Origin of the sequence: Candidatus Poriferisodalis sp., assembly GCF_965214215.1 — a bacterium.
GTDB lineage: Bacteria > Actinomycetota > Acidimicrobiia > Acidimicrobiales > Poriferisodalaceae > Poriferisodalis.
In genome coordinates this window covers 1,439,394-1,453,541 of record NZ_CBDCBD010000003.1, presented here as the reverse complement: position 1 = coordinate 1,453,541, position 14,148 = coordinate 1,439,394, and the positions used below count along the sequence as shown (strand labels likewise).

The following is a 14,148-nucleotide window of genomic DNA, read 5'->3' as shown; positions in this document are numbered from 1 at the left end:
GCCCGGACGCTGCCCTCGCAGGCTCTCGACACGGCTGTCGGGCCTGCCGGCTGCGCCGTCTATCACGACCAACGCCGGTTTGTCGGCCGGCGGCGAGAGCGGGCGTTAGCTTCGCGGCGATGCTGAAGCCATATCGAGTGCTGGACCTCACCGATCACCGGGGTGCGATGTGCACCTCGATCCTCAGCTCGCTGGGTGCCGAAGTGGTCCTCGTCGAAGGCCCTGATGGTCGGGGACGAGACCACCGCGAGCAGGGGCCCGACGGGACCTCGCTCGGTTGGTGGCACCTGCGGCGCGGAGCGCAGAGCTGTGTCATCAACGACCGGAACGAGCTGCTGCAGCTCGTCGCCGGCGCCGATGCGCTGATCGAGTCGCCCGACCCGGGCTTGGGCCTCGACCCCGACGAGCTGCGTGCCGTCAATCCGGGGCTGGTGCATACCACCGTCACACCATTCGGCAGCACCGGTCCCAAGGCCGGCTGGGCGGCGTCGGATCTCACTATCGCCGCGGCTGCGTGCAGCGCCGCCATCACCGGCGACACCGACCGGGCGCCGCTGCGGATCACCGCACCGCAGAGCTGGCTGCATGCGGGATCGCACGCAGCGGTCGGCACGGCGCTGGCGCTGCGCCAGCGCGACCGCAGCGGCTACGGACAGCATGTCGACATCTCCGCGCAGCAGGCGATGATGCAAACGGCGTTCCCCGGGGTCGTCCACGCGCCCAACCAGTACCCGTCGACCAGGCGCACATCGGGCGGCATCTTGATGCTCAACTTCCATCTGCAGTTCGTGTACCCCGCATCGGACGGCTACGTGTCGATCACCTTGCTGTTCGGCGACACCATCGGCCGCTTCACCGCCCGGCTGATGGACTGGGTGCATGCCGAAGGCTGCTGCGACGACGATCTCGCCGCGCTGGACTGGGTCGACTTCGGTCTGCGCCTGTTCACCGAGCCTGACGTCGCGCCCGCGCAGCTCGAGCAGACCAAAGCCGCGATCACCCGGCTGACCAGCACACGGACCCGTGCAGGACTCTTCGCTGAGGCGCAGCAGCGCGAGCTGCTGCTCGCGCCCGTGTACGCCCCCGCGGAGCTGACGAGGGTGGAGCACTTCAACGCGCGCAACTATTGGGACGCGGTCGATGACCCCGCGTTGGGCGAGGTGATTGCCCCTGGGGCATGGTGCAAGCCCAGCCGCACACCCCTTCGCCCCCTCGGCGCCCCGCCAGATCTCGGTGCCGACTCTGCCGCCGTGAAGGCGAAGCCGCGCTCGGCGCTGGTGGACGCCGCCGAACAGCTGCGGGGCCGCAACGAAGATCCGTCGAGTCCCAGGCCGCTGGAAGGAATCAAGGTGCTCGACACGACCTGGGTGTATGCCGGGCCGTTCACGACGCGGGTGCTGGCCGATTTCGGCGCCACCGTCATCAAGGTGGAAGGACCGGGGCGGTTCGATGCCGCACGCGGCAGCGGCGGGGGCTTGAAGGGCGACATGGGCCCCGATGCGTCGATCCAATACGGAACGCTGAATGCCGGCAAGATCGGCGTCACCATCGATCTGAACGTCGCCGAGGGCCGTGAGGCTTTCTGCGATCTCGCCGAATGGGCCGACATCTTCGTGGAGTCCTACACGCCGGGCACCCTCGACGACTGGGGCATCGGCTGGGAGGCGCTGTCGGCCCGCAACCCGAACCTGATCATGCTGAGCACCAGCCTGATGGGCCAGACCGGGCCGCTGGCCACCTTCGCCGGCTTCGGCAATCTCGCCGGTGCCATCACCGGCTACTACGAGATGACCGGCTGGCCGGACCGGGCGCCGGCAGGGCCGTTCCTCGCCTACACCGACTACGTCACCCCGCAGTTCATTGTGCCGCTGCTGCTGGCTGCGCTCGACGCCCGCGACGCCGATCCCGACGGCCGCGGTCAGCACCTGGACTTCGCGCAAGCCGAGGCGGCAATCCACTTCCTGGCGACCGAGGTGCTCGCGCACACCGTCAATGGCACCGCTGCCACTCGGCTGGGCAATGCCGACGCCTTCGTGTGCCCCCATGCGATGTACCCCTGCGGCACCGGCGACGCCGACGCCGACAACCCGCTCGAGGCACCCGACCCTTGGATTGCGGTGGCATGCGAAACCGAGCAGCAGTGGGAATCGCTGTGCGGGGTGCTCGAGGCCGACGGCCACGCAGTTCCCGCCGAGTTGGCAAGTCTCGGCGCAGCCGGGCGAGTCGCCCGCAGCGATGACATCGATGCCGTCGTCGGCGCCTGGGCTGCGGGGCGCACACCCGCAGGGGCCGAGACGGCGCTGCAGGCCGCCGGCGTCCCGGCGCACGCCGTGCAGAATGGCTTGGGCTGTTTCGGCGATCCTCAGCTCATCCATCGTGGCCACTGGATGGATGTCGAACACCCCGTGCACGACCGCATGATCGTCGAAGCGCCCCGCTTGCAACTCAGCGCGACGCCCCACGCGGTCACCCGGTCCGGCCCGACCCTGGGCGAGCACAACGACTACGTCCTGCGGGACATCCTCGGCTACGACGACGACCGCATCGTCGAACTCGCCGTCGCCGGCGCCATCGGCTGAGCACTCCGAGCGCAATCGCAGGACGGTGCCACAAGCGTGGATCGCCCGATACCACTACCGGCCAACGGGTGGTCCCTCAAACCAGTACGGGTGGCCCTTGCTGTCCTTGACCACAACGTGCTCGCCAGTAGCGTGCTTGACCGCGACCGCGGATGAGGTGGTTGGCACCGCAGTGACGATTTGAAGGACGAATATGCGCGTCATCATCTTCGGGGCGACCGGCAAGACTGGGCAGTACGCCGTCCGCAGCGCGCTCGACACGGGCCATGAAACGACGGCATTCGGTCGTTCCGTGGACAGACTCAATGCGGAGTCCGGGTTGACGCTGTCACGTGGCGATGTCTTCGACGCCGAGGTCGTCGCTGACGCTGTCGCAGGTCACGATGCCGCCATCGTGTGCCTCGGCAGCACGAGTCTCAAGGATCGCACGACTCTGACGCGCGGCACTGAGCACATTCTTGGCGCTGTCGACCGTCATAGCGTCGGTCGGCTTGTGGTGGTGTCCGCAGCCGGCGTCGGCGAGAGCTGGGCTCAGATTCCGATGAGCTCGAAGCTGATGTTCAAGACCATGCTGCGGAACGTCTTCGCCGACCATCAAGCTCAAGAGGAAGTCGTGCGCGCCAGCGCGGCGAACTGGACCATCGTCCGGGCCGCAGTGCTGTCCGACAAGCTCCAACGCCGCGCCGTGACCGCTTCCAACGCTGGCAAGACCAGTCGCATCCACCGCTCTGCCCTGGCCGGATTACTCGTCGATCAACTCGACGACAGCACCTACAGCCGGCAGGCCATCACGGTGACGTCATGACACCTGACGAGCGGTTAGCGGCTATACGGGCGATCCATGACTCGCCGCTGCGAATCGTGCTGTCGGTGACGGGCGGCGGGATGCTGGCTGTGAGCGATCTGCTCACAGTCCCGGGTGGCTCTCGCACGATTCTCGAAGCCGGCGTTCCCTATTCGGTGAAGTCGCTCTACGAGCTGATGGGCTCGGAGCTGGAACCGCATGTGTCCGACGAGGCTGCGCTAGCGATGGCAGACGGCTGTCTGGCCCGGGCGCACTACCTCGTCTCGACGCCCAAGCCGGGCACCGAGCCGTGGCCGCTCGCCGGAATCTCGTGCACGGCTGCGCTGGTGACCGATCCGCCGCGGCGGGGCGAAGACAGGGCGCACATCGCCGCCGTATCCGATGCGGGCGAACGCCTCGCACGCAAGATCACCTACGAAACCGACGACCGCATCGCCCAGGATCGCGAGACCTCAGACGCCCTGCTCGCGCTGATCGCCGAGATAGCTGCAAGCTGAGTCAGCCCGACCTACTTGAGGCAATCTCCGAACGACCCTACGACACGGGGATGGCCGTCGGCCGCAAGCGAATGATGATCTGCGGGGCGCAATGCGCGGACTACCGGAACAGGCCGTCGCCGATCCCCTCGGCTATCTCGCCCGGCGCGTATCCGGCATCGGCCCAGACATCGAAGTTGTGCTCCCCCAAATAGGCGGGGCTGAGATGGCGGGGGTGCCAGCGCCGGCCATTCCAGAGGCCGGCGAACGCGTCGACCGTCCGCTCGCCGAACACCGCATGGTCGACCGGCTGCCAGAAGCCGCGCGCGGCGTGCTGAGGATCGTCGGCGAACAATTGGTGCGAGTCCTGCACGGGACCGGCCGGCACGCCGGCAGCCTGCAGCGCCTCGGCTGATGCCGTGGCCGTTCGAGCGGCAGCCCACTCTCCCAGCACAGCGTCGATCGTGGATCTGCGGTCTCGGCGGCCCGCTTCAGTAGCGAGCGTCGGATCATCGAGCCGCGGGTCGCCGAGCAGCCCTATCAGTCCCAGCCACTGCGCCGGCTCGGTCACCGTCACGGCCACGAAGCCGTCGGTGCAGGCATAGACCTCATTGGGCACATGGTCGGCGATGCCGTCGCGGTTGCCTTCGGGGCGCGGCGGCGACACGCCGGCGGACTGGCGGATGACCGCTGCACCGATGGCGTAGGTGCCGACCTCGAGCTGCGCCATGTCGATGCGCTGCCCCTCACCGGTGCGCTCTCGGGCATACAGGGCGCCGACGGTAGAGACCGCTGCGGCGAAGCCCGCCAAGTGGTCGTTCAGCGAGAAGCCCGGACCTACATCGCCGCGGTCGGCGAAGTTGGTCAGGTGGGTGATGCCGCACACCGCGTGCACCGTCGGCGCGTACGAGATGACGTGGCGCCAAGGACCGTCGTGACCGCAGCCCGACATCGTCACGTAAACGAGCCGCGGGTTCCATTCGTGCACGGTCTCCCAATCGAGGCCCCACGAGTCCAGCACGCCCGCACTGAAGTTCTCGATGAGCACATCGCATGTCTCGATCAACCGCCGCGCCGCAGCCAGCGCCTGGGGATGCTTCATGTCGAGCGTGGCGCTGCGCTTGGAGCGGTTCCACACGAAGTAGTACGGGAAGTCTGGCGAGTTCACGAGGGTGGAGCGTTCCTCGCTCTGGATGCGGATCACGTCGGCACCGAGGTCCCCCAGCAGCTTCGTGGCAGACGGTCCAGCGAGCACCCAGGTGAAGTCCGCCACGCGGATGCCGTCGAGCGGCCGACGGTCGCTGTCGGGCACTTGTGACGCGTCGCCAACCGGGCTGGCGGCATCGCTGGCGGCGCTGCCATCCGTAACGCTGGTGGTGCCGCCACTGGCATCGCCCGCGGCGTCGCCATTGCGGGCCTCGGTGGGCGGCGCCGCCCATGATGCGAGCACCTCGTCAAGGCGCGTCTCGATGCTGGCGGGCGGACTTGGCGGGACCGTCCCTGACCGGCCGGCGTCGCTCCAGCGAACCAGCCGACTCGGCACGCGCACCGAGCCTTGCGGGCCGGTCGTCGCGTGGTCGGGCACCCGCGACCCGTTCGCGCCAGCCGCTCCCGGTGGCAGAACATCGGCAAAGAACTCCCGGTGGCCGAACTGCGGGTTCGCGCCGACCTCGGCGATGTCCAGCACCCCGCCGAAGGCCACATGCCGTTCCTGCGCCTCCCACCACACCTCGCTCGCATCTTGGGGGGCGATCCAGCGCCGCACGGCGTCCATCACCTCGGTCACATCCAGCAGCACATCGGCCGGATCTGCGCCGAGCCACCTCCTGACTTCTTCGAAACCGGTTTCGACCATCCACTCGAACAGCAGGTCGGGCGTCGGGGTCGGCGTGATCATGACGTAGCCGCCCTCGCCGCCCCGACACTCGGCCAGGTCGTACGCGCCGAGCCAGTGCAGAGCGCCCTGGCGCGGTGCCACCTTGGGCAGCGGAAGCACGTCGTCGAAGAAGTACTGCATGAACAGGTTCTCGATCGAACCGGTGACGGTCTCGTGGATGGACAGGTCGACGTGCGCTCCCCGGCCGGTCGAGCGTGCCGACAGTGCCGCCGCTACTCCCGACGTCGCCGCCACGAAGCCTGCGTAGTTGTAGGCCTGCCTGCCCCACACGTTGAGCGGGCGATCGGCGAGGCCGGTCAGCGCCATCATCCCGCCCATCGCGGCGGCCACGAGATCCGAGCCGAGCCAGTGCGCCCGCGGGCCCGTCCGTCCGAACGGCGTGATCGACACCTGCACCAGCGCCGGATTCCCAGCGCTCACATCGGTGTAGTCGATGTTCAATTCGGCCAGCCGTCCTGGACGCTCGGTCTCCACGATGAGGTCGGCCGCCGCGGCCAGACGGCGGTAGGCGTCTCGACCCTCACCTGTGCCGAGGTCCACCGGGCAGCGACGCTTCCCGCCGTCATACCACCAGTCCGCGACGCCACCGAGTGCTGCCGCAGCCTGGTCTGCCAGCGGCAAGCCCGGTGAGCCGGCGCCCACCCTCACGACATCGGCGCCCAGCTCGCTCAGCAGCTTCGTCGCGAATCGACCCGCATCACCTGTCAGGTCGACCACGCGCAGGCCCGACAGCGCTCCGTGGACCGCTGAGGAGTCCCGACCCTGAGAGCTGACGGACTGGTTCATGACGGCCCGAAGCTAGCCCCGCCGGGAGGTGCCGCTCAGGGCGTGGTGCAGAGCCCGGCGAGGCTGCCGATCGCGGTGTCGCGGCGAGGCTGGCGAACCTCGTGTTCGTCGTAGCCGTTGGTGGTGCAACCCAACGACAGACCGGTGTGCGGATCACCCCAGGCCAGCTGGCCGCCGGCACCGTTGTGACCGAACGCCATCGGCGACACGGTGCGACCCAGCCCTCGCATGTTCGACATGCCGTCGTCGCCCGCCAGGAAGAGCCCGATCGAGCGATTGGCGGGCATCCCCATCGGGTCGGCCATCGTGTTGCGCACCTCGCCGGTGCCGACCGCCAGCATCTCGGGATCCCACAGTTCGTCGGGGTTGTGGAGCAGGGCTTGGTAGAAGAGCGCCAAGTCGACCGCGGTGCCGAACCCACCGCCGCCTGGCACGCCGACCTCGCGCACTGACGGCTCGTTGAAGCGCAGGATCGCCTCATTGGTGACCTCGGTCATGGGCAGTTCGCGCACGCCGAACGTCGCCTCGAGCTCGTCGGCCGTGGCGGGCTCCCCCACCAGGATCAGCTCGGCGATGCCGTCCTGATCGTCGGGTGCCAGACCCAGCAGGCGCCCCAGCCCGAGCGGACCGGTGACCCGATCGTGGACCTCGTCGCGGAAGTCGTTGCCGGTGACCGCGTTGATGATCTCAGCCAGCACCCAGTGCGCCGATGTCGGGTGGTACTCGTACCTCGTGCCGGGCTCCCAGTTCAGCCGCCAGTTCGCCATGGCGACCAGCCGCGAGTCTGAGGTGTCCCATTCCGGCGGCTTCAGCGGGGCATGGGGAAAGCCCGATGTGTGCAGCATGATCTGGGAAACCGTGATCTGGTCCTTGCCGTTCTCGCCGAATGCCGGCACGTAGCTGGCCGCTGTGGCGTCGAGCTCCACCAGGCCCTCGCTGATGAGCTGCCACATGGTCGAGGCCACGAACGGCTTGGTGGCCGAGAAGATGCAGTAACGGGTGTCGTCGGTGGCGTCGCCGTAGGTGGCCTGCGCCACGATCTCGCCCTCGAAGCCGACGGCCACCTGGCAGCTCGGCAGCAGCCCCGATTCGACCTCGCGCTTGCAGCGGTCGAGCAGCGCGTCGAGGCGGGATGGTTGGACAGTGGATGGGGCGTCAGTTGTAGTGCTCACGGCCTTGGCCTAGCACCCGCGGCTACCGTCTCGCTTCACATCCGGCCCGCAGATGCGCAGGAGGCTGAGCCGAATGGCGAAGCCGTGGCCCGAGCGGACCGTGAGCGAAAGTCGCCATGAGCGGGAGAGAACAGGGGTATGCAATGAGCAACAGCACGGCAAGCGACAAGACAGTCGAGTTCGGGCTGGCGATTCGCCGCAGTGACGACATCGCCGGACAGGCCCGCGAGATCGAAGAACTCGGCTACGACTACGCCACCACCGGCGAGCATGTGTTCTTCCATGTGCCGACCTCGAACGGATTCATCTCGCTGGCAGTCGCGGCGGGTGCCACCACCACGCTGAAGCTGATGACATCCATCACGCTGATTCCGCTCTACCCGGCGGCGCTGTGCGCAAAGCTCGCGGCCGCGCTCGACGTGGCATCGGGCGGGCGCTTCCACCTCGGCGTCGGCGTCGGCGGTGAGTATCCGTCGGAATTCGAGGCCTGCGGGGTGCCAGTGCGCGAACGCGGCGCCCGCACGAACGAGGCCCTCGAGATCATGCAGCGCCTGTGGACTGAGGACGACGTCACCTTCGAAGGCCGCTTCAACACACTCAACGGCGTCACGCTTTCGCCCAGACCCGCCTCGCCGCCGCCGATCTGGGTATCGGGCCGCCAAGATGCCGCGTGGAAGCGGGCGGCTCGCTATGGCGACGGCTGGCTGCCGTACATGTACACACCCGAACGCCTGGCGCAATCGATCGAGGCCATTGCGGGGTACCGGGCAGAAGCAGACAATCCGACACCGGTCGAGTCGGGCATGTTCGTGTTCTTTTGCTGCCACGAAGACAACGACACCGCCGTCGAATACGCAGCAGAGCGCCTGTCGAAACAGTACGCGCAAGACTTCTCCCAGCTGGTGCACAAGTTCGCCATCGCGGGCGACCCCGACCGGTGCGTCGCACGTCTGGGTGAGTACATCGACGCCGGGGCCCGCACCGTCGTGCTCAGCGCAGCCTCGCCGATGCACTACATAGAGGAGAGCGAGCGATTCATGGCAGCCGAGGTGCTGCCACGGATCCGCGGCCAATAGGCGGCCTCGCTGGGACGCGGGGGTGAATATCAAGTGACGGCAAAGCGATTCTTCGAGACGACGCTGGAATCCGGGCGCATCGACGAACTGAGCGAGTCGGGGGCGTGGCCGAATCGGCTGCTCGACGATCGCATCGCCAAGTGGTCCGCCGAACGGTCCAGCGAGCCGGTCATCACCGACAGTTTCGGCACGATTACCTGGGGCGAATTAGGCGCCGAGGTGGATTCCGCCGCCAAGGGCTTGCTCGAGATCGGCGTGCGTCCAGGCGTGATCGTCCAGCTCCAGCTGCCGAATTGGCGCCATTTCGTCGTGGCCGCGATGGCCTGCGACCGCATCGGCGCCGTGGTCAATCCGGTTGCGCCAATCTTTCGGCACAACGAGGTCGCCGTCATGAGCGAGCTTGGCCGGCCGTTGGTCGTTATCACTGCCGACAGCTACCGCGGGTTCGGCCTGGCGCAGATGCACGCCGAGCTGCGCGAGCGTTGCGACTGGGTGTCCGAACTCGTGGTGGTGCCGGGCCCCTCGGTGAACACGACCGACTTGGTGGAGGACGAGTCGTGGCTGCCCGCCGATGCGATGACCTGGGAAGACCTGATCGAGGAGGGCCGCTTCTCGTCCTACGACCGCTCCGCGGTCGAGTTGTGCCGCCCGGGTCCCAGCGACGTCTGCGAGATGATGTTCACCTCAGGCACCACCGGGGTGCCCAAGGGTGTCATGCACACGCACAACAACCTGGCGGTGGCAGTCGACGCCTTGGTGAACACCGTCTGTGAGGGACTCGAGCCGCAGCGGGGTTCGGGTGCCCCGCAGGCCTACGTCTGCCATATGGCGTCCACGCTCGGCCACCAGACCGGGTACCTCTACGGCATGCGGTTGCCGCTGCATGTCGGCGGTCACGTCGTGTTCCAGGACGTGTGGGACCCGGTCGAGTTCGTGGGCCTGATCGAGAAGCACCGGATCCAGCTGTCGATGGGCGCCACGCCGTTCCTCGCCGACGTGCTCGGCGTCGAGAGCCTGGCCGATCACGACCTTTCCTCGTGGGAGCGATTCCTGTGCGCGGGGGCAGCGATTCCCCGCCCGGTGCTCGAACGTGCACTCGAACTCCTGCCGGCGTGCACCGTGCTGCCCGGCTGGGGCATGACCGAATGCGGCCTGCTGACCGTAGGTCGGCCCGGCGATCCGCTCGAACGACGGCTCACCGACGGCCGAGCTGTGGACGACAACGAGGTACGAGTCGTGGACGAGGCCGGCCGGCCGGTGACCGATGCCGAAGGCGATCTGCAGTGCCGCGGTGCTGCGATGTTCGCCGGCTACATGGCAGGCCGGGAGTTCACCTCCCAGCACTGGACTGACGGCTGGTTCGACACGGGCGACCGGGCGATCATGAACGCCGACGGTTACATCGCCATCGCGGGCCGTTCCAAGGACCTCGTCATCCGCGGCGGAGAGAACGTGCCAGTCAAAGAGGTCGAGGACGTGCTGCTGCGGCATCCAGCAGTGGGCGTGGTGGCCATCGTCGCCAAACCGCACGAGCGACTCGGCGAGATCGGCTGCGCCTTCGTGCAGCCAGCCAGCGACCCGCCGACGCTCGCCGACCTCACGGACTTCTTGGACTCCCAGAACGTGACCCGTCAGTTCTGGCCCGAAGAGCTCGTGATTGTCGACGACTTCCCGATGACGCCGAGCGGCAAGATCCAGAAGTACCGGCTACGCGACAATTTCGACTGAGGCGACCTCGGCGCAGTCGGCTGGACGTTGCCGGCCCTATTGGTCGTATGCGACGGGAATCCCGGCTGCCGTGTAGGTGACGGTGGGATCCCACAGCAGCCAATCGCTGATGCCGAGGTCGGCCGCGGCGTCGATCTGCGCGCGCACTTCGTCGGGGCCGTAGTCGACCCGCATGGTGAAGTCCTGCAGCCACGGCACAACCGCAGTGTTGGTACCAGCCAGTACGTCCTGGAAGTCTGCCAGCGACGCGTAGGTGATGTCATAGGGCTGCGCTTCGGGATGCGCCACGCCGTACTCGCCCCGGCCCCAGTGCGACGGGTACACCATGGGTGCCACGTAGTCGACGTGATCGGACATGGCGCCGATGTCCTGCGCTATGAACTCGCCGCGCCGCGCGGAGATGCCGAACACCGAGACGCCATGGAACACCTGCGCTTCGCGCAGCATCCCGCCCGCCTCAGCAAGGAAGCTCACGATGATCGGTGATGGGTCGCCACCGTCCCACCCGGGGATCCGCATGCCGCTCAGGTCGCCCTCGGGCCGGCGCATGTAATCCCAGAGAACGTCGTCGATGCCGGCCTCAGCAGCCTCAGCAGCGATGTCCAGGTTGTACTGCCGCACCACGGAGTGATGGAAGTTGGTGAATCCGCCGTATTTCGCCAACGGGCGCCCGTCGGGCGTCTGCAGCACCCAGTCCAGGTTGCCGTGCTCGACGGCGTAGCGAGTGAGCGTCGGGTCGTTGAATGCCACGATGCGCCCGATGACTCGCACCCCCAAGTCGTGCAACTCGTCGATGACGTCCGCAAGGTCGTACAACTCTCTCGACGCACCTGCCAGTTGGGCGAGGCTGACATCGGTCCGATGACCGATACGGCCGTCTTCGTCCTTGAGATCGAGTTGGACGGTGTTGATGCGACCTTGGTCGATGAGTTCCAGCACCGACGAACGCAGTCCGTCATGGTCCCACGCCGCCGCGGTGACGTGAACTCCAGTGGTGTGCGGGTAGCCGATCGGGATGATGACGTCGAAAGCGGTGCTGTTGCCTGCGGCGTCAGTTGCGATCACCGGAATCGGGCCGCCTGGAGGGCTCTCCAAGGTGAGGCTGAACGAACCCGTCGTGGTGTCGAGCCGTTGGTCCCCGATCTGCAGGGCTGCCCGCGCTTCGACGGTCCCGCTCAAGACCACCGGTTCGCCCAGCGTCACCGGGTCGAAGACTCTCGGCAAATCCACCGTCGGGGGCGTCCCGTCGACGGTGAACGTCAACTCGGTCCCTGCTGTGCCGAAAAAGCGCCGATTGACATCGAACGCGACGATGTGCGTGCCTTCAGTCAGCTCCGGCAGCGGCCACACGATGCGGTTGTCGTAACGCTGCACGCCGCCCACCGGGAAGCCGTCGAGCAGCATCTGCGCTGAGGTGGCATCGCCGCCGTCCACGACGAACTCCAGGACGGTTCCGTCCAGTTGCGACGGCCGCAGCATCGCACCGTCGTTGATTCCTGAGACAGTGATTTCGGTGACGCGCAAGGCGTTCATCGCCACGAAGCCCACGCCGATCGTGGCGACGACGAGCGCGGCGGCGATGATCGCTCGGCCGCCGCGGCGCCGCGGCGGCGGCCCTGCCATGCCGCTGATCGCTCGGTCGGCCACCCGGCGAGCACGTCGGCTCAGGCCGCTCGCATACAGCGGAGTCTCGGCCTTCGGCGGACGCCACGGGAAGCCCCAGCCCTCCGCTGGATCGGCCGGACCGGTCGCCTCATGGACCTGGTCGGCATCTGAGAGGTCGTTTCCGACCAGCGACGGCCCAACTTCGTGACCGTGCCGAGTGAGCACCCAGCGTGCGCCTCGCAGCCCCGGCACCGAGGCTGCTTGGGTCGCAAAGCCGGCCTGCTGCAGCGTGCCCAACGAATTCTGCACCGTCTGACGGTCCAAAGCGGCCGAAGCGCTGATCTCGCCGATCTCGGCCGAACCCCCCCGGGTCAGCAGCTCGCGCAGGACGCGCCGGTCGGCTGGTGCCAATAACGGCATCAGATCGAGTGTATTGAGGCCGCGAGACGGCCTTCAGTCATTCGCCGGCGGTATCGACCAGCGACGCCCGGGCGGGATGGCGGGCGGTGACGGTGGTCGTGATGCCGCCCCGGACGAGCCAGCGCGTCTGCACCGTGGCCTGTTGGGGGGCGACGGCAGCCACCAAGTCGTCGAGGATGCGGTTGGTGACGGCCTCGTGATGGACGGGTTCATCCCGGTAGCTCCACAGGTAGAGCTTCAGCGATTTCAGTTCCACAATGAGCCGATCGGGGATGTAGGCGATCTCCACCGTCGCGAAATCGGGCTGACCCGTAACCGGGCAGACACAGGTCAGCTCGGGGGTCGTGCAACGCACCTCATAGTCGCGCTGCGGGTAGGGATCTTCGATCGCAATGAGATCCTTGGACGGCTCGCTTGGCATTGCGACACTCCTCGGTGGGCTGGGCATTCGCCCGGCGACACCCCGTCGGGATCGGGACAGAAGGGAGTCTCGGCCCAGATCAGTACGACAGGGTGGCGTGCGGAGTGTTCTCCGCCAACCCGAGCGGGGTCACCGCGACGAACTCGGTGCGCTCGGTGAATTCCGCCAGATTGCGGGCGTTGGTGTAGCTCATGGCACTGCGCAGGCCTGCCATCAGTTCACCGATCAGCTTGCCGGCTTCTCCGCGGTAGGGAACAGTGCCTTCGACGCCTTCGGGCGCCCGCTGCTCGAAGTATTCGTCGTCGATTTCCTCGCCGTGACGTTCGGCCCGAGCCTCGATGGCTTCGAAGCTGGCCATGCCCCGGATGCGCTTGCGCAGACCGTGCGGGCCCTGCTCGACCTCACCAGGGCTTTCCTTGGTTCCCGCGAGCATGCTGCCGATCATCACCGTCTCGGCACCGACCGCCAATGCTTTGGCTATGTCGCCCGACGTCCTGATGCCGCCGTCGGCAATGACCGGCAAGTCGAACCCGGCGTCTGCCAGCCCGTTGACCACGCTGTCGGTCGCACTCAATTGCGGCACGCCGACCCCGGCCACAAGCCGCGTTGTGCAGACCCCGCCCGGTCCGACGCCGACCTTGATCGCATCGGCACCGGCTTCGGCCATATCGATCGCGCCGTCGACGGTGGCCACGTTGCCGGCGATGACCTCGGTATCTGCGAAGCGGTCCTTCAGGCGGCGCACGCCGTCGATGGCGTGATCTGCGTGACCGTGCGCAATGTCGAGCACCAGCACCTGTGCGCCCGCCGCCACCAGCGCCTTGGCGCGGTCACCCATGTCGTGGTCGGTGCCGACAGCGGCGCCGGCCACCAGTGCACCGTCGTCGGCCTGCTTGATCGCCGCGATCTGGCCCGCCTGCGCGTCGATGGGCATAAACCGGTGGACGATTCCCGCACCACCGAGGCGTGCCATGGAGATCGCCATCTCGTGTTCGCAGACCGTGTCCATATTGGCCGCAATCACCGGCAGCTCCAGAGAGATGTTGCGCGAGAGGCGGGTGCGCACCGATACATCGCTGCGGCTGCGGATCGACGAGCGCTGCGGCACGATCAGCACATCGTCGAAGGTCAGTCCGGTAGGCAGGTCGCGCAATTTCATGAGCAGTCCCAAGCTACCGTGAGC

The 14,148-nt window shown here is 67.5% G+C and carries 10 protein-coding genes; 5 read left to right on the top strand and 5 right to left on the bottom strand.

Annotated elements, in window-relative coordinates; genetic code table 11:
* Window positions 1–119: 119 nt before the first annotated feature.
* The 3 genes from ACOOF5_RS09040 to ACOOF5_RS09030 all read left to right on the top strand — a co-directional run bounded on the left by ACOOF5_RS09040 (window position 120) and on the right by ACOOF5_RS09030 (window position 3,881).
* Window positions 120–2,579: a CoA transferase gene (locus ACOOF5_RS09040; protein ID WP_420438331.1), complete on the top strand. Its 2,460-nt coding sequence runs from the start codon at window positions 120–122 to the stop codon at window positions 2,577–2,579.
* 193 nt (window positions 2,580–2,772) lie between these two features.
* Complete coding sequence (locus tag ACOOF5_RS09035) at window positions 2,773–3,384, top strand: NAD(P)-dependent oxidoreductase (RefSeq protein WP_420438329.1); 612 nt, start codon at window positions 2,773–2,775, stop codon at window positions 3,382–3,384.
* Complete coding sequence (locus ACOOF5_RS09030; RefSeq protein ID WP_420438327.1) at window positions 3,381–3,881, top strand: hypothetical protein; 501 nt, start codon at window positions 3,381–3,383, stop codon at window positions 3,879–3,881. Before ACOOF5_RS09035 ends, ACOOF5_RS09030 begins: the two co-directional genes overlap by 4 nt.
* A 100-nt stretch (window positions 3,882–3,981) precedes the next feature.
* On the opposite strand, the gene ACOOF5_RS09025 is transcribed toward ACOOF5_RS09030, so the two are convergent.
* Together ACOOF5_RS09025 and ACOOF5_RS09020 are read right to left on the bottom strand one after the other, a co-directional pair.
* Window positions 3,982–6,543 (bottom strand): CoA transferase, encoded by a 2,562-nt coding sequence (locus ACOOF5_RS09025; RefSeq protein WP_420438325.1) that lies wholly within the window; start codon window positions 6,541–6,543, stop codon window positions 3,982–3,984.
* Between the two features lie 35 nt (window positions 6,544–6,578).
* Complete coding sequence (locus ACOOF5_RS09020) at window positions 6,579–7,715, bottom strand: serine hydrolase domain-containing protein (protein ID WP_420438323.1); 1,137 nt, start codon at window positions 7,713–7,715, stop codon at window positions 6,579–6,581.
* A gap of 143 nt (window positions 7,716–7,858) precedes the next feature.
* Here ACOOF5_RS09020 and ACOOF5_RS09015 point away from each other — a divergent pair, with 143 nt between their 5' ends.
* A complete protein-coding gene (locus tag ACOOF5_RS09015; protein WP_420438321.1) occupies window positions 7,859–8,791 on the top strand; it encodes an LLM class flavin-dependent oxidoreductase in 933 nt (310 codons plus the stop codon).
* A gap of 33 nt (window positions 8,792–8,824) precedes the next feature.
* Window positions 8,825–10,519, top strand: a complete 1,695-nt coding sequence (locus ACOOF5_RS09010; RefSeq protein WP_420438319.1) for an AMP-binding protein — start codon at window positions 8,825–8,827, stop codon at window positions 10,517–10,519.
* 36 nt (window positions 10,520–10,555) lie between these two features.
* Here ACOOF5_RS09010 and ACOOF5_RS09005 read toward each other — a convergent pair whose 3' ends face one another.
* From ACOOF5_RS09005 to guaB, 3 genes are all read right to left on the bottom strand, one after another.
* A complete protein-coding gene (locus tag ACOOF5_RS09005; RefSeq protein WP_420438317.1) occupies window positions 10,556–12,544 on the bottom strand; it encodes a putative glycoside hydrolase in 1,989 nt (662 codons plus the stop codon).
* Between the two features lie 37 nt (window positions 12,545–12,581).
* Window positions 12,582–12,965, bottom strand: coding sequence for a preQ(1) synthase (queF, locus tag ACOOF5_RS09000; protein WP_420438315.1), 384 nt, complete (start codon window positions 12,963–12,965; stop codon window positions 12,582–12,584).
* A gap of 79 nt (window positions 12,966–13,044) precedes the next feature.
* Window positions 13,045–14,124: an IMP dehydrogenase gene (guaB, locus tag ACOOF5_RS08995; protein WP_420438313.1), complete on the bottom strand. Its 1,080-nt coding sequence runs from the start codon at window positions 14,122–14,124 to the stop codon at window positions 13,045–13,047.
* Window positions 14,125–14,148: the final 24 nt, after the last annotated feature.

Coding starts and splice junctions, on each gene's coding strand:
- ACOOF5_RS09025 (WP_420438325.1), bottom strand. CDS start 6,543: ATGAACCAGTCCGTCAGCTCTCAGGGTCGGGACTCCTCAGCGGTCCAC.
- queF (WP_420438315.1), bottom strand. CDS start 12,965: ATGCCAAGCGAGCCGTCCAAGGATCTCATTGCGATCGAAGATCCCTAC.
- ACOOF5_RS09040 (WP_420438331.1), top strand. CDS start 120: ATGCTGAAGCCATATCGAGTGCTGGACCTCACCGATCACCGGGGTGCG.
- ACOOF5_RS09015 (WP_420438321.1), top strand. CDS start 7,859: ATGAGCAACAGCACGGCAAGCGACAAGACAGTCGAGTTCGGGCTGGCG.
- ACOOF5_RS09030 (WP_420438327.1), top strand. CDS start 3,381: ATGACACCTGACGAGCGGTTAGCGGCTATACGGGCGATCCATGACTCG.
- ACOOF5_RS09005 (WP_420438317.1), bottom strand. CDS start 12,544: ATGCCGTTATTGGCACCAGCCGACCGGCGCGTCCTGCGCGAGCTGCTG.
- ACOOF5_RS09035 (WP_420438329.1), top strand. CDS start 2,773: ATGCGCGTCATCATCTTCGGGGCGACCGGCAAGACTGGGCAGTACGCC.
- guaB (WP_420438313.1), bottom strand. CDS start 14,124: ATGAAATTGCGCGACCTGCCTACCGGACTGACCTTCGACGATGTGCTG.